The following is a 25,667-nucleotide window of genomic DNA, read 5'->3' as shown; positions in this document are numbered from 1 at the left end:
GGCTAATATTTTAAATTAATTTAATAAACTCATTGTGAATTTAGTCTAATATACATATATTAACAAGTAAATATTCAAAGTCCAGTTAATAAATATTCTAAACCAAAATCTTGTAATTATGATCCATCTCAAGCTAAATATACACTATAAGATTTTGGTATTTATTTTTTTTCTTTCTAGCTGTACACCTGTAAATAGACCAATAGCTAAATTAAATAAGTTTACTCAAGGGGGAATGAATCAATTGACAAATGATTCATTAGGACTAAAGATTGATTTCTATGGGAACGCAAACCTCGGATCTAAGTATATAGATTTAAAAGATGTCAGGTCTGTTTTTCGAAAGAGAAAAATAAAGTTTCCATCAAAGAATATTGTTTTGTGGGGTACATATGATGTGACAAGAAACCCGATGTATTTTGTGGGTAGTTTGGAAACTTTTTTAGATGTCTCAAAGTTCACTGCAGATACTTCTATGTATCATTGTATTTATTATCGAAGTATTCAGAAAAATAGAGATAATATAATAAGTAGTGTAGCGATCCCATATAAAAAAGATTCATTTCTTTTGATTAGCGAGGTTAGGACGGAAATCACCGATATGCAAGAAAGTGCTAAGGATGTTTTAAACAGCATAAAAAGTTCATACAATTCTTTGGCTTACGGAGCAAAATTTGTCGAGCAAAAACCGGATGAAGAACCCGATTATTTTAGTATAGCTGAGTCAGCTTTTAAAGATAGGGGATATGTTAACTATGTATATCCAAGAGATACCTTAGAAAAGATTGTTCTGCAAAACGAAAACAGCCAATTTGCGAACGAATTATTTAAATCATATAGTTCGTTTCTTGGTGAAAGTGTTCAATATGATAGCGCGACTAAACAAGAACAACAAGCAGTCGAAAAAACGGCTGTTACAATCGACGAGATAGTCGAAAAAATTAAGGCACATCGAGTGCTTATGTTTAACGAGAATCATTTACAACCACGCTGCCGTTTGTTAATCAATCTTTTGCTACCAAAACTTTCCAAAGAGGGTTTTAATGTCCTGGCTTTAGAAAGTCTATCCGAAGATGAAGACCGGATTAATAGATTGGGATTCCCAAATGTTGAGAGTGGATTTTACACTAGGGACCCTAATATGGCGAATCTCATTAGAACGGCAAGAATTTATGGCTTAAAAGTGATTGGCTATGAAGATTTTGGCAATGCAAGTCAAAGAGATCTCCAACAAGCTAAGAATCTTATTCAAAAAAGTGAAATCGCTACAAAAAATCAAGTTAAAGTTATTGTATTAGCCGGAGGAGGACATATTGAAGAGGGGGATACCGGAGAAAATAAAAGTATGGCTCAGTATTTTAAGAAACTGACTAAAATTGATCCCTATACGATTAATCAAGTTAAATTTTTAGCTATGCAAGAAATTAACGATTCAATATACGTTATGGATAACAAGGTGTTGAATGGTAATGACTTGTATTTATCAAATAATCTGAATAGCGATAAAATAGTGATTGGATCCAATGATTTAAATCGAAGATATCGTCTATTAAGTACTGATTCGACCAAATCAGGCAAATCTGCCATTTACATCTATCATGAAAAGGAATATCAATTGGATAAAACAGCGATCCCAGTTTACTTGTCACTTTCCCAAAAGGATTCGGTACAGATAGAGCTTCCAAAGGGAATATATAGATATCTCAAGAGAGATTACTATGGGGCTATAATTCATCAAGAAATTATTGAAGTGGAATGATAAACTGATATGAGTTTTGGTCAGAAGAACTGGAAGCCGCAACTTATCGGTGTATTTTGGGAGCACTGTGAATTTTTTCTTGAAATACTTCTTCATTTAAATCATATCAATCTTGAAGGGTAATTCGAATAGATAACCAATAGTTAAACTTAGGAGTCCGCTTTTAAATTTAGGCATTAAAATTAAATTACTCAGCGATCATCACCTTTTCCTCCCTGATATTATTTAGAAAATCCGTGTATTTTATGGGTAGCTTTTTTCTGTGGTAATAAAAATAGAAGTCAAATGAGCCCCCGATGATTCCCTTTTCCGGAGTATATACAAATCGATCAATTCCTCGCTCAAAATCATAATTATACTCATGTTGTGTCCAATCCACATAGGTCCAAAACTGATATCCCGTTGCATGCTGTGCTAAGGTGATTTTTTTGGATAGATATTCTCTTCTATCCCGGGACCAATCTAAAAAGGAGAGCGGGTCTTCACCTGTTCGATATAAAGGGAATTGTAAACTAGGGTAAGCTCCTTTAAATATTTTTTCGAATTGAAGTACACTATAGGCTGAATCTTGGGTATTGATAGTCCCATAGACATTCGTAAAAGCTTGCGGACGATTGCGGACTGCATAAAACTGTAACAAACAATACTTTGGTGCATAATAAGTATCTCCTTTTTTTATAATTAGCTTATACGCATTAAAATACTTTGTTGTTTGCTTCACAGTGGTGTTGAAGTACGATAACGTATTTTTTTTATGAAGCTCTTCCAGATCTTTAAAGTTAATCATCGAAGAACGTACAGTATCAGGGTTGATTTCATACCAATCTTCTGAACCATCTAAATCAGGTAGAATGGAAAATAGCATGATATTATAATCATGTTGTCCATTATATATACCCTTATTACCGATAAACGTCTGTACCCTACTCATTACATTAAAAAGATGCACTTCACGCTTGATCTTATATAACGGATAGGTATTTAACCTAAAGGATGACGTTACGAACTCCTTGCTATCTTCTTCAAAAAGGAAATATTTGGTCTGACTAAATCCTTCAGTATAGAATAATAGGTAGATAACGATCAACCAAATTTTAAGGCACTTTGTTCTAAGCTTAACAATGTTCATTTTTGACTTTTATTTGAATTCACCATCCCATTTTAAAGTGATTCTGTTCCCTGCATTGGTCTCGAATTCTAAAATTTCTCTATTTCCATATTTTTTGGTTACCAATGTTCCCTTGGTAACGTTGATTCTGTCGGTTTGTCCGTAATCTTCCTCTAATTTATAGGATACATCTATAGCATTATTTTTCACAATCGTTGAGACAGAATTGATAAAATAGCTGCCAAAAGAAAGTTGATTGTTACGGGTAAAAAACAGTAATTTTATGCTATTTTTACTAGTCGCAGAGCTAAAAGTGTACAGATGATTTATTCCGTCTACTAGCTTACCATCAACAATTAGATTTCCGATCGATGTTTGTTTAGATCCCTTATCAAAGGCATAAATAGCTTTGTTTACTGTAATTGTACCTATGCCGTTTTCTTTTTCTTCGTTTTTTTTACATCCGATAAAAAAAGAGACTATAAAGATGACTGGAAATAAAAATTTCATATATGGTTTTATTGGGAATCTCAAATCTATATATTATTGAGTATTAATGCAAGTCGGTGTTTTAGGTTTGACGAATGGAAGAGTTGCTACATTATGTTACGCAATCTCTCTGCGTACTTTTATATTCCTATGTAAGGTTCGATTTTTCATGGAAAATTATATGCCTGATATTGAGTGATCTCCTGTTGTTTTTATGCTCTTTTTTTATGCGCAAAAAGGCTTCAGTATCGCAATCGATCTTTGTGTTAATGAAAAATTAAAAAACACGAAGAAATGAAAGCACATATCATCAAAAAGCTAATGGAAATAGAAGCGAGCGAAGGAATACGTATACTTTTCGCCTGTGAATCAGGAAGTCGGGGTTGGGGTTTCCCATCAATCGACAGTGATTACGACGTACGTTTTTTTTATGTGCGAAAAGCGGAGGACTACACCCGCTTGTTTCCGCTGGCGACCGAAATGCGATTTCCAATAATCGATGACCTCGATATGGTAGGTTGGGACCTCTTTAAAGTACTCACATTATTGTATAAGAGTAATGTGAGTCCATTTGAATGGATACAGTCGCCAGTCGTCTATTACGAGTTTAACGGATTCAAAACAAGTTTTAGGACAATGATCGGAAATTATTTTGACGCACGTAGGCACGCCCATCATTATTTAGGGATTGTTCGTAGCAAAATTGAAGATCTCCAACGAGAAACGATGAAGCTCAAGAGCTTATTTTATATCCTAAGATCTTTACTTTCAGCAGACTGGAATATCACCTATCGCAGTTATGCGCCTATGACATTGGCAGAACTATTCGTATTATTGCCTGATGTTGTAAAAATGGAAGTGTTGGAATTGCAGCTGTTGAAGAGTCAAGTAGATGAGGGGTTTAAATACAACTGTTCAGCGCCCATAAGGAATTATATTGAAACAAGGTTAATAGATTTAGAGTATCAAGTAAAACAGGCTCCCGTATCCGTATCGGATAAGGAAGGACTGGAGAATTACTTTAAAACCGTATTAAGATGACTATAGACGAACTTCGAGATAGCGGGCTGATCCTGTTTGAGGCCGTTGTCGGTAGCGGGGCATATGGATTGGCCACATCATCTTCCGATACCGACATCAGGGGGGTATTTTATCTGCCCCTGGAATATTACTTGGGCGGTCAATATATTGCGCAGGTTGCAAATGCAAGCAATGATGAAGTTTACTATGAGCTTGGGCGCTTTTTGGAGCTTCTTTCAAAGAGTAATCCTACTGTATTGGAGCTTTTGGCTAGTCCTACCGATTGCATACTATACAAAGATCCTCTGTTTGATCAATTTAAAATGCAGGATTTTATCACCCGAGAGGCCGCAATGACCTTTGCGCAATACGCCATGGAACAGGTGCGGAAGGCAAAAGGATTGAACAAGAAAATCAACAATCCGATGGATCGAGAACGTAAAAGTTTACTGGATTTCTGCTTTATCATAGCTGGTAATGGTAGTTTATCGTTAAGAGCCTGGTTAAGCAAGCAGTTGTGGAAACAGGAAAACTGTGGTTTAGCGAAGATCGAACATGCAAAGGGGATGTATGCCCTGTATTATGATGAGACTCAGACTTTGGGTTACAAAGGCATCGTTGCTACATCAGAGAGCACTGAGGTTTCCTGCAGTTCTATCCGTAAGGAAGAAACACTTTGTGCGTACCTCTTTGTTAATCACGAAGCTTACTCTTCGTATTGTAAGTCCTATAATGAATATTTTAGTTGGGTTTCAGAACGCAATGAAGCGCGCTTTCGAGGGACAATGAATCACGGGCAGGGCTATGATGCCAAAAATATGATGCATACCATACGTCTATTGCAACAGGCAAAAGAGATTTTGTCTAAAAGTGAACTACAGGTACAACGTTTCAATAGGGAAGAGCTCCTGCGCATCAAAAATGGTGCTTATAGCTATGATGAACTTTTTGTCTGGTCGCAAGAGCTCTTTCAGGAAGTGCAGGAACTCTGCTTGCACAGTTTACTTCCGGCAGTGCCAGATCAGGATAAGCTAATGCAGCAATTGGTTGACATGCGTAAGCAGCTTTATCAGATCAAGCTATAATTCCTAATGCAAGGATCTAATCTGTTATTCCAAATGATCTTACGAACTTTAAATTAGATCGAAGACCAAAACATGTTAACTTTTAAGTGGACATATTCAAGCATAAAGCGGACATTTGTATCTTAACGATCTTACAGCCAACTGAGGAACTGGGCGGTCTTTTCTTTGCCTATAAGCAGCTTATGGTCTGTGTGGACAGTCAATTTGACATATAGCTTCCTGGCGAAATAATGTTCAACCTCTTTAACGGCCGAAAAACGAAAATAATAATTTATCCTTAAAAAATGTGCCATTGATTTTAGATGATCACTTTTTACGACGATCTAGGCTTTATCTATATAGAATCCCGAAGGGCTCTATCGTTCCTAAATAGAGAAATAAATTAATGATAAATTGGTTAACTTTGTTAAAGCTGAGGCAGAGTTAGTTAATGATTTACATCGTTGGCTGTATGTACTCAAAAATATGTCTTCGCTAAATGGACTTTCCATTTATTTGCGTAAGCCTATTTTTGAGAATTTATTTCAGTTAGCAGAGTATAGCAAACTAAAATTGGAGGAACGAGAGATGTACAACGCAAGTTTAAGGAATAAATGGGATGCGGAGAGCATCCGAAGTAGTCAGGAGGAGCTCCTGAAACGAGGGCGCGAAAAAGCAATAAAAAACCTTTTGTCTTCGAATAAGTTTTCGATATGGGAGATAGCCGAATTAGCGGACGTCACTGTAGATTTTGTAAAGCAGATCGAGGAAGAGAAGGCTAAAGGAAAATAGAGAATATAACCATATATGGTTTTACGGCCACTTGGATACTGTCTAAGCGGCCTTTTTTCTTTTTATAGGTTAAGTTGGTTTCTTAATCAATACCATTTTGAATAGGCTCTCATTTAAATGAAAATATTTGTAAGGCCGAAGAGACGAACTCAACTTTTTTATAAAAAGATCAAACGAAATCGAATCAACCATTGTTATACCAATACTTTCATAAATTAGGTTAATAACAGGTAGTAAAAACCTTGAGATCCCCCTCCTCAAGGTTTTTTATTTTTTTAAAAACTGACTATCCCATTATTGGGATCATAACTATATATTAGGGCTGGATCCATCCAGCCTTTTTTCTGATATAAACGTTATCTTAGCGCTATGCTGAACAATCTCTTTGAACAAGTCACGGTTATGAAGCTTTCGATAGGGAAGGATTGCCACCATTGCGGAGTAATACGGCACAGACTTCGTTGTTTTAAATTAGCTATTTTATGGGAAGTTTAACAAAATATGTATCAACCGATCGTCCAGAATTCGCCGTACTTATCGAAGATGACGATAAGGTTTGTTATGCATACTTATTGAATGAGGAAAGAATAGTTGGAGATATTTGGTTATACAATAGCGTTCCTACTCCGAGAGAATCTGAATGGCATAAAAAGGAGAATCTACCGTTTTTAAATCCTGCGAAGTTTGTCAAAGAAAACCTTCAACCATTTGATGCGATTTCACCTGTTGTGGTGACCTGGGATTTTGGGAAAGAAACGGTGGCCAATATATTTCTAGCGTCCAGATTGATCGCAAAGCTAACCGTAGGGTCTTTTCCCGGTTGGTCTAGTCTGGTCACTAAAGATGGGCCTTTGGCGCAGAAGATGTAACATTTTCGTGAAACGAATTGGACGAATAATGATGAAATACTTTTTAAGTCTTATCTTTTTGGCAGCAGTGATTTTTACAAAAGCCCAAATAAAGCTTGAACAAAAAGACTTCAATAATTTAATGGCTACAGGTGATCCCTTCTTTTGAGGTTATCCCTTACGTCAATGTGTTGTTAAATACCGGGTCGCAAGGTGAATAGAAAAGGAATGGATAATTAATTTGCACTAATTAACACTCAGTGATCGTTTTAACGCCTAGTTATCGTTGAAAAGTAAATGAAGAGCTAATTGTAAGTGTCATATCCCCAAATTTTAATTTTCTTTCTTCCTGAAGGGCGGATTTATCCGCTGTCAGATAGCCTGTTTTATAATACTTGAAAATTGAGCCAAAGCGATTATCGAGTATCCTGAATTTTTTGCCATGCTGCATGTAGGTTAATTGTAGGTAAAAATCATCCTTTTCTGGAAAATCAAATGTTGGGATAAAAATAGGATCGGTATTGGTGAATGCTATTTGAGATGCGCCCAATTTCAACGCTTTATTTACCTCTGTTTCTGCGATTGGTGGTTTGCTGTTCTCAGCGTCTTCCAAAGAGTTGTATAACGAGACAACGGCATCAAAGACTTCGTCTTCTTTAAAAGAAAAAGTCAGATATGGACTATGCGATGATAGCTTATCAATCACAATTGAATCAATGGATTTTATGGCTGAAATCTCCACGATCTTGGACGCCGAATCCACGGCCATATTCAGTGTTTCACTTTCTATTTCATTTTTGAAAATATATTGCGTTAGTCGGTATTTACCCACACTTGCAATATCGAGATTAATATCCGACTCCGATTCCGTTTTTACAACCCTTTTATTATCCAAATCATATAATACCCATTTTACAACAGGAGTTCCCGAGTAATCCTGTTCTATTTTATTTCTTACTACTTTTATATCACTTTTGAAAGTTGCTCCTTCATAAGGGATATAATCTATGTTGGCAGGCATAGCAGAGAGCTTGGGAGGGACAATAATAGTAGGGTCTTTTAGCTGTTTGCCTTCTGGATTTACATATACAAACCCCGCTTTCAATACCTCCTTACCTTGGGTAGGATCGATCTCTTTCTTACAGCCTGTTAGCAATAGGGCGGAAATTAAAATAAGGTAATAGCGCATACTATAAATTAATTGGTTCAACAATCTAATATACTAAATATATTTGTTAATTTACGTTTGGGGAAATATTTAGATCGATGTTTTTTATTAAAGAGAAAAATATATTCAGTCAAATATACGAGGAAACAGAATAGCTATAAATGAACAATGCGATGCTGTTTAATAAATAACCTCATAACCAACGATATATTAAAAGAAATTATAACTGGTAAAAATGAAAAAAATACTTTTATGCGCTCTTTTGTCATTTTTCGGTTTAAGTTTAACCCATGGCAGCAATTGAAGCCTTTGTATAGTAAAACGGATACTTTGCCTAAGGTTGTTTACAAAGATCTTGATGAAAGACCTTTGCCTAAGATAGAGATGCAAGGTAGAACCTACTTAGGCGATGCTATGCGATCATTAAAACCTGAAGAGGTTCAATCAATAGATGTTGACAAGACAAGGCAGGTAATGCTCGTTGAATTAAAGCCTGGATACCACCCTGTTTTAATGAGCTTGTCTGATATTAAAAAAAAATATACAAATCTGAACATGCAATATTCTAGATTGAAGATCACTTTGTACAGCGCGATCCAAATGAAGTTCTTGTCGATGAAAGCAATATTATGCTAATTTCTATTTCTCCCATTAAGTTTTTTGGTGGCTTAGAAGATTTATATATGGTGACATTAGTGCCGCGGACGGATAAGAATCTTAAAAAACTAAATGAAATCCGTATTCGCTAAGCATTATTACACTTAACCAAAGCGGACATCTAGCTAACATAGCCTCCCTTGACGGTCAATAAGGGCGACTGTTTTAATTAGCTTGTCGAAGATGCGTGGGTTTTTATATTTTGCCGAATCTTGCAGAAGAAGGATATGGATAACTGTTTGGTTAAGTTAGCGTATGCTGGTACTAAAATAATCTTGAATTCGGATATGTTAAGACTTGTATTGACTAGCCTTGTTTAAGGCACTCTTCTTTTATATTGGAAGCTCGTAACCAAATAACTAATGATATTTTCCAGTTGATGATAACTAAGTCAGAATTGAAAGAAAATTTTAGATAATTTTTTTGCTGGCATGCATTTCAGTAAATTTGATGCATAAACTAAACTTTAAGTAAGAATGGAAAAGTATAATTACGGGGTCATTGGTCTGGGTGTAATGGGAAGAAATCTGCTTTACAATATTGCCGATAATGGTTTTTCTGTCGTAGGATTCGATTTAGATGAAGAAAAGGTAATCGAACTTCGTAAAGGAGTGGCTTCAGGTACAAAGGTTGTTGGAACTGTTTCTCTAGATGAATTTGTGTTGAGTTTAGACAGTCCGCGAAAAGTTATTTTGATGGTTCCTGCAGGTAAACCGGTTGATGCTGTTCTTGAAAGCATAACACCGCTTCTGAGTCCAAAAGATATTGTCGTTGATGCGGGAAATTCTTATTTCAAAGATACCGAGAGACGTATAGCTGATTTAGCTTCTAAAAACCTTCATTTTATGGGAATGGGAGTTTCTGGAGGAGAGCAGGGGGCAAGAAGAGGGCCGAGTATTATGCCGGGTGGAGATTTGGAAGTTTTCAATTTGGTGAAGCCTATGCTGGAAGTTATTTCAGCAAAAGTAAAAGGGGAGCCCTGCACCGCTTATATGGGAAAAGGAGCTGCAGGGAATTACGTTAAAATGGTTCACAACGGTATTGAATATGCCATCATGCAATTAATCAGTGAAGCATACGATTTACTGAGAAAAGGAGCTAATCTTAACAATAACCAATTGTATGAAGTTTTCAAAAGATGGAATGAAGGCGAGATGAATTCTTTCCTTATTGAAATAACAAGAGATATTTTTCAGCAAAAAGATGATGTAACAGACGATTTTCTTGTCGACAAGATTTTGGATAAAGCAGGAGCAAAAGGAACCGGAAAATGGACCTCCCAGGAGGCTATGGAAGTTGGGGTGTCTATTCCAACCATCGATATTGCAGTAACATCAAGAATTTTATCCGCTTACAAAGATGAGCGCGTGAAAGCTTCTCAATTATATGCCAAAGGAGAAGTAAAAACTCCTGAAAATACAGAATTGTTCATCAAAGAGGTGGGGGAAGCTTTGTATTTGTCTACTTTAATCAGTTATGCGCAAGGTTTGGCATTATTGGTAAAAGCTTCTGAAGAATATCAGTTTGAAATTCCGTTAAAAGATGTTGTTAAAATCTGGAGGGGTGGATGTATCATCCGTTCGGTTTTATTGGAGAAATTTTATCTGGCTTATTCAAAATACGAGAACTTATCTAATATTTTATTGGATCAGGAAATTTCAGAAATTGTAAAAGATAAAATTTCTTCATTAAGAAAAACAGCTGCTTTTGCTGTATCAAACGGAATTCCAAGCTTAGGAATTCAGTCGGCTCTAGGGTATTTCGAAGCTTATACCACAGCATCTTTACCTGTAAACCTGCTTCAGGCTCAGCGTGATTATTTTGGTGCACACACTTACCAAAGAACTGACAGAGCAGGAGTCTTTCATACCTCATGGCAAAACCCAAATAACTGAATCTAACAATGAGTGACAATACAATCCTGCATCCAACAACGATCGTTATTTTTGGTGCAACAGGGGATTTGGCAAAAAGAAAGCTTTTTCCTGCCTTCTATAATTTATATATCGATGGCAGAATGCCAAAGGGGTTTAATATTTTAGCTTTAGGAAGAGCCGAAAATACGGATGAAAAATTCAGGGCTTATATTAAAGAAAATCTGGAGAGTTTTTCCCGGAAGGCTGTAATCAAGGAAGACTGGGCTGGTTTTCAGGCTCACATCAGCTATTTTCAGCATCAGCTTGATGAAGAAAGCTCTTATCAGGATTTATATCAGAAACTGGAAAATTTTGATAAGGTGTACGCAATGAGAGGCAACAGACTTTTCTATTTGTCCATTGCACCAAACTTTGTATCTGTAATTTCAAATCATCTTAAAAATACGTCAATAGCATCTGATCCTGCAACAGATCGAATTATTATCGAAAAACCTTTTGGTCACAATAAAGAATCTGCCATTGAGCTAAATAATCTTCTTTCACAAACTTTCCAGGAAGAACAGATTTATCGTATCGATCATTATTTAGGTAAAGAAACCGTCCAGAATATTTTGGCTTTCAGGTTCGGAAATTCAATTTTTGAACCTCTTTGGAATCACAGACATATAGAATCGGTACAGATTACGGTTGCCGAAGAAGTAGGTGTGGAAACAAGAGCCAGTTTTTATGAGCAGACAGGAGCTTTGCGCGATATGATTCAGAACCATCTTTTGCAAATTCTTTGTATGGTTGCTATGGAACCGCCGGCTTCACTTGAATCGGGTGAGATCAGGGATCGTAAAGTTGATGTTTTAAAATCCATCCGTAGGATTTCTCCCGAAAAAGTAGATCATTATGCGGTAAGAGGACAGTACGGACGAGGCAAAGTAAATGGGGTAAAAGTAAATGGCTATCGTCAGGAAGAGGGAATTGCTCATGATTCCAATACGGAAACATTTGTCGCTATCAAGTTTTATCTGGATAATGAAAGATGGGAGGATGTTCCTTTTTATGTTCGTACCGGTAAGAAGATGAAAGAAAAGCATTCTTATATAACGATTCAGTTTAAGCCACTTCCAAATTCTACGTTTTCAGAAAGCAGCTCGCTTCTGTCGGCAAACCGATTGGTTATTAATATCCAGCCACAAATGGACATCAGATTGCAGTTTATGTCTAAAAAGCCAGGCTTGTCTTTAGCGCTTAAACCAGTGGAAATGATTTTCGATAATTTTGCCTGTCAGACCGATACGCCCGAAGCTTATGAAACTCTTTTATTGGAAGCACTTGTGGGAGACCTTACACTGTTTATGCGCTCTGATCAGGTAGAAGAAGCTTGGGATGTGATAAAAACGATTCAGGAAACCTGGGAAAAAACCAAAGACCCATCGTTCCCAAATTATGCTTCAGGAAACTGGGGACCTGATGACAGTGATGCACTGGTCGAGCGGCAGGGACATCAGTGGGTTTAAAATCTAATGAAAAGAGAATGAATATTACGATATTTAATAATCTAGATGCTTTATATAAAGAAGCAGCAGATACATTTGTTGATCTTTCGAAAAAAGCGATCCAGAAGCATGATAAATTTGTGGTCGCGTTGAGTGGAGGCTCTTCACCGAAAGCTATTTTTAGTTTATTAGCTACTCCCGAATATGCAGATAAAATAATTTGGAACAAAATCCATTTTTTCTGGGTAGATGAAAGATGGGTTTCTCTTGAAGATGAGAAAAGTAATTTTAAGATGACTTTAGAAGTACTTTTGAATAAGGTTCCGGTCAATAAAAATCAGATTTTCCCCATGTATAAAGAGGGAATTGAGCCTGAAAATTATGCTAAAGCATACGAAGCTCAAATCAGAAATGTTTTGGGAGCTGACGGTATTTTTGATTTCATCCTGTTGGGAATGGGTGATGATGGACACACAGCCTCTCTGTTTCCAGGTGAAAAGATCTTACAAGAAAAAGAAAAATGGGTTGATGCCTACTATCTAAAGCCACAGGTAATGTTCAGAATTACTTTGACTGAACCTATCATCAATAAAGCTGAAAATATTCTGATTGTTACATTTGGTAAATCCAAGAGAAACGCTTTGAATGAAGTTCTTCATGGGGTATATAATCCTGAACTATATCCACTACAATTAATTGAAAAGAAAGCAGGAGTCCAGATTTTTACCGATAAAGAAGCTGGAGTTTAATTTCATTTAACCAGAGGGGACGTCTAGCCAAAAAGGCTCCCTTAACGATTGACAAGGGTGCTTAAGTACTCTTGTCAATACAGTTATAACCCCTTGGGGAAATATTGGAACATTATTGCTAATAAATTTACAATGAGATTTTTGATTTTAATTTCGATTTTCTTTTCAATCTTATGCTCTGCAAAAGGTCAATCAAACAATAAATCAGTTATTAAGGGAGTGATAGATACTATTCCTCACGCAATCTATTTTGTTAAATATAAAAATCAAGGAAATACGATCTCTGATACGGTAGCATTAGATGATAAAAGCAATTTTAAATATACAGCTATAATCTCAGAGCCGACAATTTTCAACATATCTATTAAAAATATTTATAATAAAAATTATATCGGTGATTTTGTAATTTATTCATTCTGGATAGAACCAGAAAAAACGATTGAATTTAATGGCTATAAAGGCTGGCTGATTAATGGCGCGAAGGGTTTAATTCCTATTTCTAATAAATTTGATATTAAAAATTCCTCTTTAGACAGTATTGGGAGATTATTCAACAAAAATAAGTTAACAGCAATTAAAGCAAAAAAAGAACAACTCGGCCCTAACCTGGCAAACAATGAGTTGATTGAAGTAATTCGCGAACTTTCCGATTCATTTATATCTAATCATCCGAATAATTATTATGGACTTTATTTGATAAGTAATTTCCCAGATAATACAAATAAACAACTAAATGATAGAAATAACATGTTCAAAAAGATTTCGAATGATTTACAGAAAACATATCTTGGAGAATCAATTCTCCAAAAAATAAAAATTAGTAAAATATTTGAAATTGGTGAAATGATGCCTGAGTTAGAACAAACAGATACGATATCGAAAGTCGTTAAATTATCGCAATTTAGAGGTAAATATGTGTTGGTTGACTTTTGGGCATCCTGGTGTGCGCCTTGTCGAAGAGAAAATCCTAATTTGGTTAAAGCCTATCAAAAATACAGAGGTAAAGGATTTGAGATTATAGGAATATCATTAGATGAAAATAAAGAAGAATGGCTAAAAGCTATTCGCAATGACGGATTAACATGGACGCAGTTATCAGATCTTAAATCTTTTAAAAATTCAGTCGCTCAACAGCTCTCTATTCAAGCTGTCCCTGATAATTTTCTAATTGATCCAAATGGAGTAATTCTTGCTAAAGGACTTAGGGGTGATGACTTGAGCAAAGAATTAGAACGAATTTTCAAATACTAAATCACTCAATATTTAGCATATCCTTTTGAATTGAGCCCAACAACTCAAGAACTCTATTTTATCATAATAGAAAAAAAGCTTTCAACTCTTATACAATTTGAAAGATCAACTGCTATTTTTACCGCCATTAAAACAAATATTGTGATAAATTTCATGAATTTTATTTATTCTAGCAATCTGTCTATTTCGGAGATGCTGGTTCTTCGTCAATTTTGGTGAAAGTATGTTAAATAATTACACTTTATAAACTAAACCTTTTTTCTTTTCAAACACAATTCCAACCTTTTCGAGCAAGTTATAGACTTGTGCCTTTTGATATGCTAAGCCATATTCTTTATCAATCCATTGAGCCAAAAGAGGGCCTGTCCACTTTACTGATTGATATCCATGATCCGAGGGTTTTTCGTTTATGACCAAGTTTTTGATTCTTTCGAGTTGTTCGTTTGATAAATTGCTCCGTCTACCGCGCCCTTTCTTATCTTTTAATCCTTCAATACCTTCTTTTTCAAATCTATGAACCCAATTTGTTATCTGCTTGAAGCTGATATTATGTAGTTCAGACAACCGTCTGCTCGAATAGCCTAATGCAACAAGATATACCATGTATAGCCTTATACCAACGGTATAAGCATCATTTGCATTTAATAATTTCTTTATCTCTGTTGCGTCTGATCGCTGAATTTGTAAGACTGATTTTCCCACTGTAATTTATTTTTTCTAAACAACAAATATATAAATTATTATGTGTAATTTAATATTATACTTTTAGTTATGATTCCAGAATTTGTACTTCCTCCCAATTTACAGTTAAAAGCTGAAACAACGTACACCTCTCTAGGAGAGCTTTATATTAGTACGTACGCTTATCAAAAACACTCAACATGCCCTATTTGTGGCATTACGAGTGATAGGGTTCATAGTAGATATTTCCGAACTCTTTTAGACCTTCCTGTTTCCGGATATTTAGTAAAAATCAAGCTCAGGGCTAGGAAGTATTTTTGTGATAATTCAGTCTGTCATCGAAAGGTTTTTACTGAACGCTTCGATTGTGAAATCAGGCCATATTATAGAAGAATGATTCGTTCAAATGAACTTCTTTTTAAAATGGGGCTTGAATTGGGAGGAATTAGAGGTTCAGCAATTAGTCGCTATGTTGGACTGCCGGTTAGCTCCTCCACTATGTTAAGAGTGATTCAAGGAGTAGATATACAACCTAAGGCTTTGACATCTGGGGTAATTGGCGTAGATGATTGGGCATTCAAAAAAGGAAGTACCTACGGAACCGTTATTGTGGATTTAGAACGGAAAGAAGTGATAGATTTACTTCCGGATCGTGAATCGGATACGCTGGCAGAGTGGCTGAAGAATCATCCAGAAATAAAAGTAGTATCCAGAGATCGCTATGGCCCATATGCTTTGGGTATAAAAACAGGGGCCCCTGATGCCATTCAGGTAGCCGACCGCTTTCACCTAATTATGAACTTAGGGGAAGCAGCTAAAAAAGTCTTACAATCAAAAGCAAAAGAATTGAAGGAAATATTTAAGCTTTATAATGATCCCAAAAGGAAAGAACCTACATTAACGGAAGTTACCGGGCCTGTTGAAGCAAATTTAGAAGTTCTAGCAACGATTTCTACAGCAAACATTGGTGCACATAAACAATATCTATTCGACAAGGTTAAAGAGCTATATGCCAATGGTATTACGCTGAGACAAATTGCCAGAATTACAAACCTGGATCGAAAAACAGTCGCAAGGTATGTATCCGTGGAAAAACTTGAGAAAAGACAGTCCAGAAACTCCACCAACCTGGAATCCTTCATTAATTATCTTTTGAGCGAAGAGAACCACGGAAAAACATATAGAGAACTACATAACACTATTGTTCAGATGGGATTCAATGGTAAGTATACCCAGTTTTGCCACAAGATGAATGAAGTTTATAATATGCCGGGGCTTAGTAGAATGAAATATAAGCCGCAGGTGGTGGTAGCAAAAACTTGGTCGCCAACCAAATTATCCTTAATGCTCTATAGGGAGTCAAAACACCTTAAGGAAGATGATAAAGAATTTTTAGAATTATTATTTGAAAAGCTTCCTCAAATAAAACAACTGGAGCAGTTGATAAAGGACTTTAAACAATTGTTTCTTATCAAGAAAGACGGAATGTTACAAAAATGGATTCAGGAGGCATCAACATCAGAGTGCGGGCTTAAAAATTTCGCTAAAAACCTTTTAAGGGACTATGAAGCAGTGAATAATGCAGTAGTAAGAACAGTAAGTAACGGCCAGGTTGAGGGACAAGTGAATCGAATAAAAAATATAAAAAGAAAAATGTACGGAAGGGCAGGATTTCAGCTATTGAGGAAAATGATACTTGCAAAATCAGCATAATTCACCAAAATTGACGAAGAACCGAGATGCTGGGGCAGGGATTTCGGAGTCATTGGGCCAATTATTTCGCTAGTCATTGGGGCACTTTCCGATTACAATAATATACAATTTGATTAAGATTCCAATTTCTTTTTTCTACGATAGGATTCACCTGTCAATTCTACTCTATGTGAGGAGAATGTTACCCTGTCAAGTATAGCATCAGCAATCGTACTTTCACCGATTAGTCCATGCCATTTTTCTACGGGGATCTGAGTAGCTATTATTAATGAGGCGCTATTATAACGATCTTCTATGATATCCAAAAGTGCTGTCCTTGCGTGCTGATCTATGGAAGTAAGTCCAAAGTCATCGAGTATTAGTAATTCTGCTCTTTCGATCTTTTTGAGTAACTTATGGTATGTGCCATCCAATCTGGCGATTTTCACCATATCAAAGAACCTGCCTGTATTGAGATAGAGCGTCTTATACAACATCTGACAGGCTTTAACTCCGATACACTGCGCAAGGAAGCTTTTTCCTGAACCGGCAGAGCCTGTTAATATTATGTTTTCTTTACGGTTTATAAACCCCAGAGAAAGGAGTCTCTCAAACATATTTCTGTCAAGGTTTCTGGAAGGGTTGTAATCAATGTCAGTGGCAGCAGCTTTTTCCTTGAATGAAGCCCTGTAGATCAGATTATCAATATTCTTATTCTGTCTAGCTTCCCATTCTGCATCGATAATGGTCGCTAGGAAGTCATCCAGGCTCATTTCACGATAAAGATTATCACTCAGACTACTTCGATAAAGCTCGGCCATGGTGATCATACGCATCTTGCGCATTTTTTCGATTGTTGTGTTCTCATTCATATTATCATTTTTAATGTTGTTTACTATCTGTAAATCGAGGTGTCCCGTAGATTTTCATGCTCAGGGATATGGAAGGTCTGTTGTACTTCCTCTTCTAGAGTGTCAAGTTTATTTTTAAGGATATTGACTATCGTTTGGTAAGATGATTTATGATGGAAAAGACCTCTCTTACAGGCGTTTTCAACGCGGGAAACGCTATGGGTTTTCACAAGAGCAAGTATTCCCTGTGCCTGTTTATACCCTAGTTCAGGGTAGCTATACTGTGCAATTAGTTGGCGGATATATTGTTGTGCAGATGGTCCAACAGCTTCGGCCCGCTGTTCAAAGTACATCGGACTCCAGTGGTTATAAACCTGATGTGAAGAAGGCATATGATCTGCGATGGTGGCATAGTTACCCGGTCGAAAGCACCGCTGATGCTTTGCTATACGCTGAAAGTTATAAAAGACCTCAACAGTGTCATTGTTATATTGAACTTCTACATGATGGCCAATATAACGGTGAGGTACACTATAGTAGTTTCTATCAGCATTGAGATATATATGCGATATCTTCTGCACTTTTGCTCGTCTAAAGTACCGCAAGTTATAGGTTGATAAAGGTAACGGGGTTAGGTGTTCTTTTTCCATATCAATAAATTGGCTCCTCCTAGTGGAGCCTCCATGTGAGAACAAATAATCATTATATAACACCAACTGTTCTGCTATGGCTACATTAAGTTCTTTCAAACTAAAGAAGGTCTGTTTGTCCAGTGGGTAAAAGATACGCTGGTAGACCAATGTTACACTACGTTCTACAAGAGCTTTATCTTGTGGGTGATATGGGCGGGCAGGATCTACTACACAACTATGAAAGAGTGCAAAGTCGGCAAGTGTTTTATTGATTTCTGGGGCATATTTGGAGCCTTTACTCACGGCTGATTTAAGATTGTCAGATACAATAGCCTGCGGCACGCCACCAGACCACTGCAAACAGCTATTAAGGCAATCGATAAAATCTTCACGTTTTTGGCTTGCAACGGCTTTTACAAACGTATATTGACTGCAGGGATAGACGGCAACGAAGATTTCGACAGGGATAACCTCTCCTGTACCTCTATCAACATAGGACATCTTTTTGCCTGTAAAGTCTACGAAAAGTTTTTCACCCGCTTTATGATCCAGTTTCCCCGAAGCTTTGATCTTGCCTCTCCACTTTCTGTAATGGGTGGTAAATTGGGTATAGCGGTAACCATCAGGATATTCAAGTAGGTAATTTTGCCATAACGTCTGCAAGGTGGCCCCAGGGCGCTTAAGCTCTTGCTGTATCTTACTGAACTGAGATGACAGGTGTTCATATCGCATCTTTTCGGTTTGGTCATCCTGGGTAAAAAGATCATGAAGATTTGCATCATCCATAGCTAGAAGTTCAGCATGATCTAATTCTAGTACTTTAAACCGCTTAATATAGCTGTCCACCGTTTTACGGTTGATGTTCATTATCTGGGCAACCTTACGGTTACTAAGTCCTTTTTTCTTTAGAAGGATAAGTGTTCTGAGTTCCATTTTGTCTTTCCGTTGTCCTGCCATGCTGTGATCATATGATTATACAACAGCAACTTAAGCAGTTTAATGGAAAGTGGCCCAACGACCTCCGAATTTAAGAAGATTATTTGGCCCATTGACCTCCGAAATAATTGGCAAATCAAACCGAATCAACTGGCCCATTGACCTCCGTTATAGACACAATCGAACTCTCAAGGGAGTTCCTCAAAAAGAGCTGCAAGCTTGCATCTTCATATTTATATTTGATATTATCCTGGTTAAAACGAGAAATTGGTGGAAACATAACAAACTTATTACTAGTCAAAGATGACAATTTCTGAAAAAAAATATCAGTAGAACAAAATGATTCATTCAAAAATTTTCCATAAAGGCTCCGAAATATCATAATAAAATTACTCTGTGAAAACGCCTCTAACCAAGATATTCTTAATTTGAGCGGAAGTAAGTTTCTAAAATCACCGTTTACCCCTCCTAAAAGAATACTCGCTTGGAGACGATGAGCTTCGAAAACGCTATGGGGCCGAATTTCTGATGAAGGCCATCTGTGCACCGCTGCCAGAGAAAGGAGGGGAGCATGCTCTTAAATCTACATAGTTATTATAGCCTGCGTTTTGGTACCCTCAGCCTGCAGGATCTTATTTCGGGCATGCTGGCCGGCGGTTATGACACTGCCGTGCTTACCGATATTAATAACAGCTCGGGATCGCTGGACTTCATTAAACTGGGCCGCGCTGCCGGACTGAATTTACTGGCGGGAATGGAATTCCGCGCTGGCGATCAGCTTTGTTTTGTCGCCATTGCCAAAAACGAACAGGGCTTTCGTGAGATCAATGAATACCGCACCAAGCTCAACATGGAAAATCGCTCTACACCGGAGCGTGCGCCCGAATTTGAGCAGGTCTTTGTCATCTATCCCTTTAGCAAGCTTAATGGTTTTCCATTGCGGGATTTCGAATACATCGGCATCCGGCCCAGCGAGCGTACCCGCGCCCAGCTGATGGACCGCAAGGTGCTCGATCGCTGTGTAATACTCGCACCAGTCAGTTTCCGAAAGGCCGACTATACCTTACATCGCCAATTAAGGGCCATTGACAACAATCTGCTGATCTCGCAGCTCGGCGATGAGCAGATCGCTGCCGAGGACGAGGTATTTATCCCTCGGGTTAAGCTGATGCGCTTATTTTCCGACTTGCCCCAATTGCTGGCCAACACCAACCGTATACTAGGCCAGTGTTCTTTCAGCTTTGATTTTACCAGCGTCAAAAATAAAGCAACCTTTACCGGTAACCGCTACAACGATAAGCAGCTCCTGCACAAGTACTGCATGGATGGCTTTACCAGGCGCTATGGCCGCAATGATCGGGTCGCAACCGAACGCATTCAGCGCGAGCTTGAGATTATCGAAAACCTGCGTTTTTCCAGTTATTTCCTCATTACAGACGATATCTGTCGCTATGCACGGGGCCGCAATTTTCACTATGTAGGCCGTGGCTCAGGAGCCAATTCTGCTGTTGCTTATTGCTTGGGAATCACCGATGTTGACCCGATTGCGCTCAAGCTTCCCTTTGAGCGTTTTCTCAATCCCAAGTGCAAGAGTCCTCCTGATTTCGATGTGGACTTTAGCTGGAATGAGCGCGACGAGATGTACGATTATATCTTTAACCGTTATCAGACCGGACATACAGCCTTGATGGGCGCTATGAGCACCTTTCGCTCCCGGAGTATCCAGCGCGAGCTGGGTAAGGTGTACGGACTGCCCAAGGCCGAGATCGACCGACTCGTGCATGAACCCGAGCATATGCTCAACAAGAATGAGGTGACCAATACTATTCTGAGCGTCTACAACCGTATGGCCGATTTTCCCAATCAGCGTACCATCCATGCCAGTGGCGTGCTGATCTCGGAGGAACCATTGACCTGTTATTCAGCAATGGACAATCCGCCCAAGGGATTGCCTACCATGCAGTTTGATATGTACGTGGCCGAAGATATCGGTTTTGAAAAATTCGATATTCTTTCGCAGCGCGGTATCGGCCATATCAAAGATTGCCGTACCATTGTGCGGGAAAACTTGGGCGTGGTCATTGATACCGACAATCCAAAGCGTTTTTTTCAGGATGCCCATATTGCCGCCCAGCTCAAATCGGCCAATACCATCGGCTGTTTCTATATCGAGAGCCCGGCTATGCGGCAGTTGCTCACCAAGTTGCGCTGCGATGATTACCTGACTTTGGTGGCTGCCTCATCCATTATTCGGCCTGGTGTGGCCAGTTCGGGCATGATGGGCGAGTACATCCGTCGGCATCACGACCCCACGACAGTCGTCTATCCACATCCCGTATTTAAGGAGCAGCTTGAAGAGACCTACGGCGTGATGGTTTATCAGGAAGATGTGATGAAGATCGCCAATGCCTATGGCGGGCTCGATATGGCCGATGCCGATGTGCTCCGACGGATGATGTCTGGCAAATATCGCAGCAAAGACCACCTGATCGAAATTGAGGATAAGTTCTTTTCCAACTGTAAGGCCAAAGGCTATGACGAGAAGACTAGCCGCGAGATATGGCGGCAGATGGAAAGCTTTGCCGGTTATTCCTTTAACAAGGCGCATTCAGCATCCTTTGCCGTAGAGAGTTATCAGAGTCTTTTCCTCAAGACCTACTATCCTTTGGAGTTTATGGTTGCGGTCCTCAACAATTATGGTGGGTTTTACAATCGTAAGGTCTATGTCAATGAAACACGAATTTCAGGGGGCAATATCTGCCTGCCCTGTGTTAATCAGTCGGTCTTTAATACCTCCATTCAGGGTAAGGACATTTACCTGGGTTTTGACTGCCTGCTCAATTTGGAAGGTAAACTGGCCCATCGCATTATTGAGGAACGCGAAGCCAATGGCAAGTACACGAGCCTAGAAAACTTTGTCAAACGGACACAGACGGGTATTGAGCAGGTTGTTATCCTAATTCGTGTAGGTGCCTTGCGTTTTACGGGGAAAAAGCAATTGCTGAGGGGCGATTTTTTGATACCCTCCATTTCCCGCAGAGCTTAGCCAAATATCCACTCCGTGGGGCAGGAGTCTATTTGGTTGAAGGCAAAGTTGTTCTGGAATACGGTTGCCCTTCCGTTGAGGTGATCCGCTGTGGCAAGATGCCGCTAAAACCCGATCCGAGGAGTGAATAGGACGGAAATGATCTTCATCGGGGAACTTGTTTTAATTCATATACATACTAATATTTTTATGCTAAAAATATTAGTATTAAAATGTTTTTTTACTTATATTTGCATTGTTAACCAATTTAAAAACAATGTATTATGAGTGAGTTGAAACAGTCGAAATATATCGATATTACAACAGATTATGGATTTAAAAAAGTTTTCGGATCAGATACCAATAAAGATCTTCTGATCGCTTTCTTAAACGAACTGTTTAGAGGACGCAAGATTATTGCTGACCTGTATTATAACAAAAATGAGCATGTCGGGGATACAGAGGATATCGGTACCGTTATTTTTGATCTGACCTGTACGGCAGACAATGGCGAACGTTTTATTATTGAAGTGCAGCGCACGGCGCAGGATAATTTGAAAAAGCGCATGCTTTATTACAGCAGTAAATTGATAGCGGATCAGGCACCCAAAGGCAACCGAAGGGCTTGGAATTATGCAATTAGTGAAGTTTATATCATTGTACTGATGGATGGATTTGCAATGCCTGATGCGGGGGATGAGAAGTATTTTCTGCACGATATTTGTTTATGTTATCGAGATCATGGTAAAATATTTTATGACGATCTAGGCTTTATATATGTGGAACCCCGAAGGGCTCTATCATTCCTAAATAGAGAAATAAATTAATGATAAATTGGTTAACTTTGTTAAAGCTGAGGCAGAGTTAGTTAATGATTTAGATCGTTGGCTTTATGTACTCAAAAATATGTCTTCGCTAAATGGACTTTCCACTTATTTGCGTAAGCCTATTTTTGAGAAGTTATTTCAGTTAGCAGAGTATAGCAAACTAAAACCGGAGGAACGAGAGATGTACAACGTAAGTTTAAGGAATAAATGGGATGCCGAGAGTATCCGAAGTAGTCAGGAGGAGCAATTGAAACGAGCGCGCGAAAAAGCAATGGCAGAGGGAAAAGCAGAGGGAAAAGCAGAAGGAAAAGCAGAGGGAAAAGCAGAAGGAAAAGCCGAAGGAGAAGTTATCGGAAAAGCCGAAGGAAAGGCGGAAGTAATAAAAAATCTTTTGTCTTCGAATAAATTTTCAATATCGGAGATAGCCGAATTAGCGAACGTCACTGTAGAGTTTGTAAAGCAGATCGAGGCAGAGAAGGCTAAAGCAAAATAAAACAGATTATAATATAAGATTTTAAGGCCACTTGGATACTGTCTAAGTGGCCTTTTTCTTTTTTATAAGTTAAGTTGGTCTTAGACAATACCATTTTGAATAAGCTCTCATTTAAATAAAAGTAATTGTAAGGCCGAAGCGACGAACTCAACTTTTTTATAAAAAGATCAAACGAAAGCAAATCAACCATTGTTATACCTATACTTTCATAAATTAGTTAATAACAGGTAGTAAAAAACCTTGAGATCCCCCTCCTCAAGGTTTTTTTTATTTTTTCAAACGAATATTATATTTCTGTTGTCCTTTATACGAAAAATGAGACGATTGCTTTTGCTGGCTTGATTTGCGCTTATTAGGCCAGCATTTTTTGAAACCGACTATCCCATTATTGGGATCATAACTATATATATCAGGGCTGGGTTTATTCCGGCCTTTTTTGTGCCCACACAATCAGCATCATAGACCTTCTGAGTTCGTCTGCAATTCCGGCAACACGGTTAACCATCTCCATATTAGGCTGTGGTCCAGTAACTAAATGGATATATAGTCAGAAAGGCTCCCTTGTCGGTTAATAAGGGAGCCTTGTATTTGAAAAAAATTAATTTAAATCACCGATTGTTTTGTTATCATCCCGTACTAAAGCCAGTAGTTTCTGAACAGCAGGTTGCCTCCATTTTTCGGGCATATCTCCGTCCAGGTAACTGAGATCTTCACCTATAATTAGCTCGTATCCTTCAGAAGATATTTTGGCATATTGGCCTACCTGACCACTTTCAACTAACTCAAAATCAAATAACTGTTCTGTTTCCGTTGTTAAAATAACCGGTATATCTTTATATATTTTAGTTTTTGTCATAGATTAAAATATTCTTTATTTCTTGATAGAAAATAGTTCTTAAAATAATAGCTCAAATTTTAAAAACGTTGGCAAAGACTTTGCAATGATCCATATGGCTTCCGATGCCTATTCATGCTCCAGTTCTGATTTTTCACAGGCGAGAAGTTCATCTGCGCAGATTTTCCCGAATTTATCAGCCGCTAACGGACTATCTGCGGTAATTAATTTTCTGTCAACGTGACAATCGCCGGCAATTTTTTTATTCAAAATTTCGATCCCAAGCTGTTTGAGTTTTTCGCCATAAAACCAGGGCATCTCGCCGGGCTGGTATCCACTTTCTGGCAAAGCCTTATCCATTTCATCAGGAAACGAATTAATCTTATATCCCTTAAAAGGAAACTCAGCGTCTCCGCAATCTGCTACGCTTAAGAGCGCTGCGGGGCCATGGCAGATTGCCAAGAGATATTTATCTTCCGCTATTACCCATTTGATAAGTTCTTTGACATCATTATTTTCAGGTAGTCCGAGCATTGCGCCATGCCCGCCCGGGATAAAAACGGCAACGTAATCAACATATCCTTTATTCGTGTCAGCTATAAAATCTCTCAGGTTGTGCGGGTTTGAAAATTGCGTATTATACTTGTCGAGGATTTTACCGATGTTTTCATCTTCATACGGCATAGCCCACATCTCAAATTTTACAGGCGCACCTGTTGGTGTGTAGAAGTCAACCTCAAATCCAGCCTGTTCGAAATGAAGAATGGGCACCAGTGTTTCGACCGGATGATTGCCCGTTGAAAACTTCTTTCCATTTTTCATGGTCATATACCGTTCTTCTGTGCAGAGCACAAGAATCTTTTTTCGGGTGTCCTTGTTGATATCACTGTACTTTTTTTTACTGTAATTTGTCTTGGTCGTAACCATCGTCTTTCTTGAAAAAAAAGAAGGTTCGTAACCAATGCCGTCAAATACAGGCTCTTTGCTCAAATCGTTTGAAAATAATGACATAGTACTATTTTTTATTGTTTGTAATTCGTGCTATTGAAAAGCTTCGAATGTCAAACTTTCCACATTTTATAAATCTTTAAGAGATAACAATATCCAAACCCGTGCTGTTTCGCCTAAAAAATATTTGTAAAAAAACAGCACCCAAACAAAGTCGTCAAACGGTCATGGCTGAAGAAAAAAAGGTAGTCTCGCAGGGTAAAATGAGTTGTCAGCAGATCTCAAAAATTATCATGGAGCAGATGTCCAAAATAAAAGTTCCATTACTGGAGCACATTTTGATGCAGTTCGAGCCTCTGAGTTCAATTTGAAAGGTTGCTTTGATGCCTATAGGAGAGGGGATGGCAGATACCTATGTTGTATCCATTTAATAACCAACGGTCAAATATAGCTTTAACGCGTTGGTTATTTCATAAAA

General features: G+C 38.0%; 22 protein-coding genes. 14 read left to right on the top strand and 8 right to left on the bottom strand.

The window, feature by feature from the left end; all coding sequences use genetic code 11:
* Positions 1-118 precede the first annotated feature (118 nt).
* Entirely contained in the window at positions 119-1,759 is a 1,641-nt protein-coding gene (locus tag AACH28_RS05630) for a hypothetical protein (RefSeq protein ID WP_341832469.1), read from the top strand.
* A gap of 187 nt (positions 1,760-1,946) precedes the next feature.
* Here AACH28_RS05630 and AACH28_RS05625 read toward each other — a convergent pair whose 3' ends face one another.
* Complete coding sequence (locus tag AACH28_RS05625; protein WP_341832468.1) at positions 1,947-2,888, bottom strand: hypothetical protein; 942 nt, start codon at positions 2,886-2,888, stop codon at positions 1,947-1,949.
* 9 nt (positions 2,889-2,897) lie between these two features.
* Positions 2,898-3,377 carry a hypothetical protein gene (locus tag AACH28_RS05620; RefSeq protein ID WP_341832467.1) on the bottom strand — a complete coding sequence of 160 codons (480 nt, stop codon included), beginning with the start codon at positions 3,375-3,377 and terminating at the stop codon, positions 2,898-2,900.
* 273 nt (positions 3,378-3,650) lie between these two features.
* On the opposite strand from AACH28_RS05620, the gene AACH28_RS05615 reads away from it, so the two are divergent.
* The 4 genes from AACH28_RS05615 to AACH28_RS05600 all read left to right on the top strand — a co-directional run bounded on the left by AACH28_RS05615 (position 3,651) and on the right by AACH28_RS05600 (position 7,101).
* Positions 3,651-4,397 carry a DNA polymerase beta superfamily protein gene (locus tag AACH28_RS05615; RefSeq protein WP_341832466.1) on the top strand — a complete coding sequence of 249 codons (747 nt, stop codon included), beginning with the start codon at positions 3,651-3,653 and terminating at the stop codon, positions 4,395-4,397.
* The gene (locus tag AACH28_RS05610) at positions 4,394-5,461 is read left to right on the top strand and encodes a DNA polymerase beta superfamily protein (RefSeq protein ID WP_341832465.1); all 1,068 of its coding nucleotides are present in this window, start codon (positions 4,394-4,396) and stop codon (positions 5,459-5,461) included. The genes AACH28_RS05615 and AACH28_RS05610 overlap by 4 nt, the downstream gene beginning before the upstream one ends.
* 393 nt (positions 5,462-5,854) lie before the next feature.
* A complete protein-coding gene (locus tag AACH28_RS05605; RefSeq protein ID WP_333889064.1) occupies positions 5,855-6,232 on the top strand; it encodes a PD-(D/E)XK nuclease family transposase in 378 nt (125 codons plus the stop codon).
* A 482-nt stretch (positions 6,233-6,714) separates the two neighbouring features.
* Positions 6,715-7,101 (top strand): hypothetical protein, encoded by a 387-nt coding sequence (locus tag AACH28_RS05600; RefSeq protein WP_341832464.1) that lies wholly within the window; start codon positions 6,715-6,717, stop codon positions 7,099-7,101.
* 259 nt (positions 7,102-7,360) lie between these two features.
* Here AACH28_RS05600 and AACH28_RS05595 read toward each other — a convergent pair whose 3' ends face one another.
* The gene (locus AACH28_RS05595; RefSeq protein ID WP_341832463.1) at positions 7,361-8,290 is read right to left on the bottom strand and encodes a hypothetical protein; all 930 of its coding nucleotides are present in this window, start codon (positions 8,288-8,290) and stop codon (positions 7,361-7,363) included.
* Between the two features lie 210 nt (positions 8,291-8,500).
* Between AACH28_RS05595 and AACH28_RS05590 the strand changes: the two genes are divergently transcribed.
* From AACH28_RS05590 to AACH28_RS05570, 5 genes are all read left to right on the top strand, one after another.
* Complete coding sequence (locus AACH28_RS05590; RefSeq protein WP_341832462.1) at positions 8,501-8,884, top strand: hypothetical protein; 384 nt, start codon at positions 8,501-8,503, stop codon at positions 8,882-8,884.
* A 497-nt stretch (positions 8,885-9,381) separates the two neighbouring features.
* Positions 9,382-10,800 (top strand): NADP-dependent phosphogluconate dehydrogenase, encoded by a 1,419-nt coding sequence (gene gndA, locus AACH28_RS05585; protein ID WP_341832461.1) that lies wholly within the window; start codon positions 9,382-9,384, stop codon positions 10,798-10,800.
* Positions 10,801-10,808: 8 nt separating this feature from the next.
* On the top strand, positions 10,809-12,290 hold the full coding sequence (zwf, locus tag AACH28_RS05580; RefSeq protein ID WP_088161221.1) for a glucose-6-phosphate dehydrogenase: 1,482 nt from the start codon (positions 10,809-10,811) through the stop codon (positions 12,288-12,290).
* A gap of 17 nt (positions 12,291-12,307) precedes the next feature.
* Positions 12,308-13,018 (top strand): 6-phosphogluconolactonase, encoded by a 711-nt coding sequence (pgl, locus tag AACH28_RS05575; RefSeq protein ID WP_341832460.1) that lies wholly within the window; start codon positions 12,308-12,310, stop codon positions 13,016-13,018.
* Between the two features lie 132 nt (positions 13,019-13,150).
* On the top strand, positions 13,151-14,269 hold the full coding sequence (locus tag AACH28_RS05570) for a TlpA disulfide reductase family protein (protein WP_341832459.1): 1,119 nt from the start codon (positions 13,151-13,153) through the stop codon (positions 14,267-14,269).
* A 234-nt stretch (positions 14,270-14,503) separates the two neighbouring features.
* Here the strand turns inward: AACH28_RS05570 and AACH28_RS05565 are convergent, their stop codons facing one another.
* A complete protein-coding gene (locus AACH28_RS05565) occupies positions 14,504-14,971 on the bottom strand; it encodes a helix-turn-helix domain-containing protein (RefSeq protein ID WP_341831312.1) in 468 nt (155 codons plus the stop codon).
* Between the two features lie 69 nt (positions 14,972-15,040).
* Here AACH28_RS05565 and AACH28_RS05560 point away from each other — a divergent pair, with 69 nt between their 5' ends.
* A complete protein-coding gene (locus AACH28_RS05560) occupies positions 15,041-16,663 on the top strand; it encodes an ISL3 family transposase (RefSeq protein ID WP_341831313.1) in 1,623 nt (540 codons plus the stop codon).
* A gap of 113 nt (positions 16,664-16,776) precedes the next feature.
* On the opposite strand, the gene istB is transcribed toward AACH28_RS05560, so the two are convergent.
* Entirely contained in the window at positions 16,777-17,514 is a 738-nt protein-coding gene (gene istB / locus AACH28_RS05555; RefSeq protein ID WP_034737329.1) for an IS21-like element helper ATPase IstB, read from the bottom strand.
* 23 nt (positions 17,515-17,537) lie between these two features.
* Complete coding sequence (gene istA, locus AACH28_RS05550) at positions 17,538-19,082, bottom strand: IS21 family transposase (RefSeq protein WP_034737327.1); 1,545 nt, start codon at positions 19,080-19,082, stop codon at positions 17,538-17,540.
* A gap of 550 nt (positions 19,083-19,632) precedes the next feature.
* Between istA and dnaE the strand changes: the two genes are divergently transcribed.
* From dnaE to AACH28_RS05535, 3 genes are all read left to right on the top strand, one after another.
* Complete coding sequence (gene dnaE, locus AACH28_RS05545) at positions 19,633-22,107, top strand: DNA polymerase III subunit alpha (protein WP_341832458.1); 2,475 nt, start codon at positions 19,633-19,635, stop codon at positions 22,105-22,107.
* Positions 22,108-22,370: 263 nt separating this feature from the next.
* Positions 22,371-22,913 (top strand): Rpn family recombination-promoting nuclease/putative transposase, encoded by a 543-nt coding sequence (locus tag AACH28_RS05540; protein WP_286779492.1) that lies wholly within the window; start codon positions 22,371-22,373, stop codon positions 22,911-22,913.
* Between the two features lie 7 nt (positions 22,914-22,920).
* A complete protein-coding gene (locus AACH28_RS05535; RefSeq protein ID WP_341832457.1) occupies positions 22,921-23,406 on the top strand; it encodes a PD-(D/E)XK nuclease family transposase in 486 nt (161 codons plus the stop codon).
* Between the two features lie 598 nt (positions 23,407-24,004).
* On the opposite strand, the gene AACH28_RS05530 is transcribed toward AACH28_RS05535, so the two are convergent.
* Positions 24,005-24,262 carry a hypothetical protein gene (locus AACH28_RS05530; protein WP_341832456.1) on the bottom strand — a complete coding sequence of 86 codons (258 nt, stop codon included), beginning with the start codon at positions 24,260-24,262 and terminating at the stop codon, positions 24,005-24,007.
* A gap of 108 nt (positions 24,263-24,370) precedes the next feature.
* A complete protein-coding gene (locus AACH28_RS05525; RefSeq protein WP_313240582.1) occupies positions 24,371-25,252 on the bottom strand; it encodes a DJ-1/PfpI family protein in 882 nt (293 codons plus the stop codon).
* Positions 25,253-25,667: the final 415 nt, after the last annotated feature.

The sequence above is a fragment of the Sphingobacterium thalpophilum genome, from assembly GCF_038396785.1.
GTDB classification, from domain to species: domain Bacteria; phylum Bacteroidota; class Bacteroidia; order Sphingobacteriales; family Sphingobacteriaceae; genus Sphingobacterium; species Sphingobacterium thalpophilum_A.
The sequence above is the reverse complement of the archived record's forward strand: the minus strand, read 5'-3'. Positions and strand labels throughout refer to the sequence as shown.

What these genes read in the sequence shown, in the direction of transcription:
- AACH28_RS05630 (WP_341832469.1), top strand. Translation starts at nt 119, where the DNA reads ATGATCCATCTCAAGCTAAATATACACTATAAGATTTTGGTATTTATT.
- AACH28_RS05625 (WP_341832468.1), bottom strand. Translation starts at nt 2,888, where the DNA reads ATGAACATTGTTAAGCTTAGAACAAAGTGCCTTAAAATTTGGTTGATC.
- AACH28_RS05620 (WP_341832467.1), bottom strand. Translation starts at nt 3,377, where the DNA reads ATGAAATTTTTATTTCCAGTCATCTTTATAGTCTCTTTTTTTATCGGA.
- AACH28_RS05615 (WP_341832466.1), top strand. Translation starts at nt 3,651, where the DNA reads ATGAAAGCACATATCATCAAAAAGCTAATGGAAATAGAAGCGAGCGAA.
- AACH28_RS05610 (WP_341832465.1), top strand. Translation starts at nt 4,394, where the DNA reads ATGACTATAGACGAACTTCGAGATAGCGGGCTGATCCTGTTTGAGGCC.
- AACH28_RS05600 (WP_341832464.1), top strand. Translation starts at nt 6,715, where the DNA reads ATGGGAAGTTTAACAAAATATGTATCAACCGATCGTCCAGAATTCGCC.
- AACH28_RS05590 (WP_341832462.1), top strand. Translation starts at nt 8,501, where the DNA reads ATGCGCTCTTTTGTCATTTTTCGGTTTAAGTTTAACCCATGGCAGCAA.
- gndA (WP_341832461.1), top strand. Translation starts at nt 9,382, where the DNA reads ATGGAAAAGTATAATTACGGGGTCATTGGTCTGGGTGTAATGGGAAGA.
- zwf (WP_088161221.1), top strand. Translation starts at nt 10,809, where the DNA reads ATGAGTGACAATACAATCCTGCATCCAACAACGATCGTTATTTTTGGT.
- pgl (WP_341832460.1), top strand. Translation starts at nt 12,308, where the DNA reads ATGAATATTACGATATTTAATAATCTAGATGCTTTATATAAAGAAGCA.
- AACH28_RS05570 (WP_341832459.1), top strand. Translation starts at nt 13,151, where the DNA reads ATGAGATTTTTGATTTTAATTTCGATTTTCTTTTCAATCTTATGCTCT.
- AACH28_RS05560 (WP_341831313.1), top strand. Translation starts at nt 15,041, where the DNA reads ATGATTCCAGAATTTGTACTTCCTCCCAATTTACAGTTAAAAGCTGAA.
- istB (WP_034737329.1), bottom strand. Translation starts at nt 17,514, where the DNA reads ATGAATGAGAACACAACAATCGAAAAAATGCGCAAGATGCGTATGATC.
- istA (WP_034737327.1), bottom strand. Translation starts at nt 19,082, where the DNA reads ATGGCAGGACAACGGAAAGACAAAATGGAACTCAGAACACTTATCCTT.
- dnaE (WP_341832458.1), top strand. Translation starts at nt 19,633, where the DNA reads ATGCTCTTAAATCTACATAGTTATTATAGCCTGCGTTTTGGTACCCTC.
- AACH28_RS05540 (WP_286779492.1), top strand. Translation starts at nt 22,371, where the DNA reads ATGAGTGAGTTGAAACAGTCGAAATATATCGATATTACAACAGATTAT.
- AACH28_RS05530 (WP_341832456.1), bottom strand. Translation starts at nt 24,262, where the DNA reads ATGACAAAAACTAAAATATATAAAGATATACCGGTTATTTTAACAACG.
- AACH28_RS05525 (WP_313240582.1), bottom strand. Translation starts at nt 25,252, where the DNA reads ATGTCATTATTTTCAAACGATTTGAGCAAAGAGCCTGTATTTGACGGC.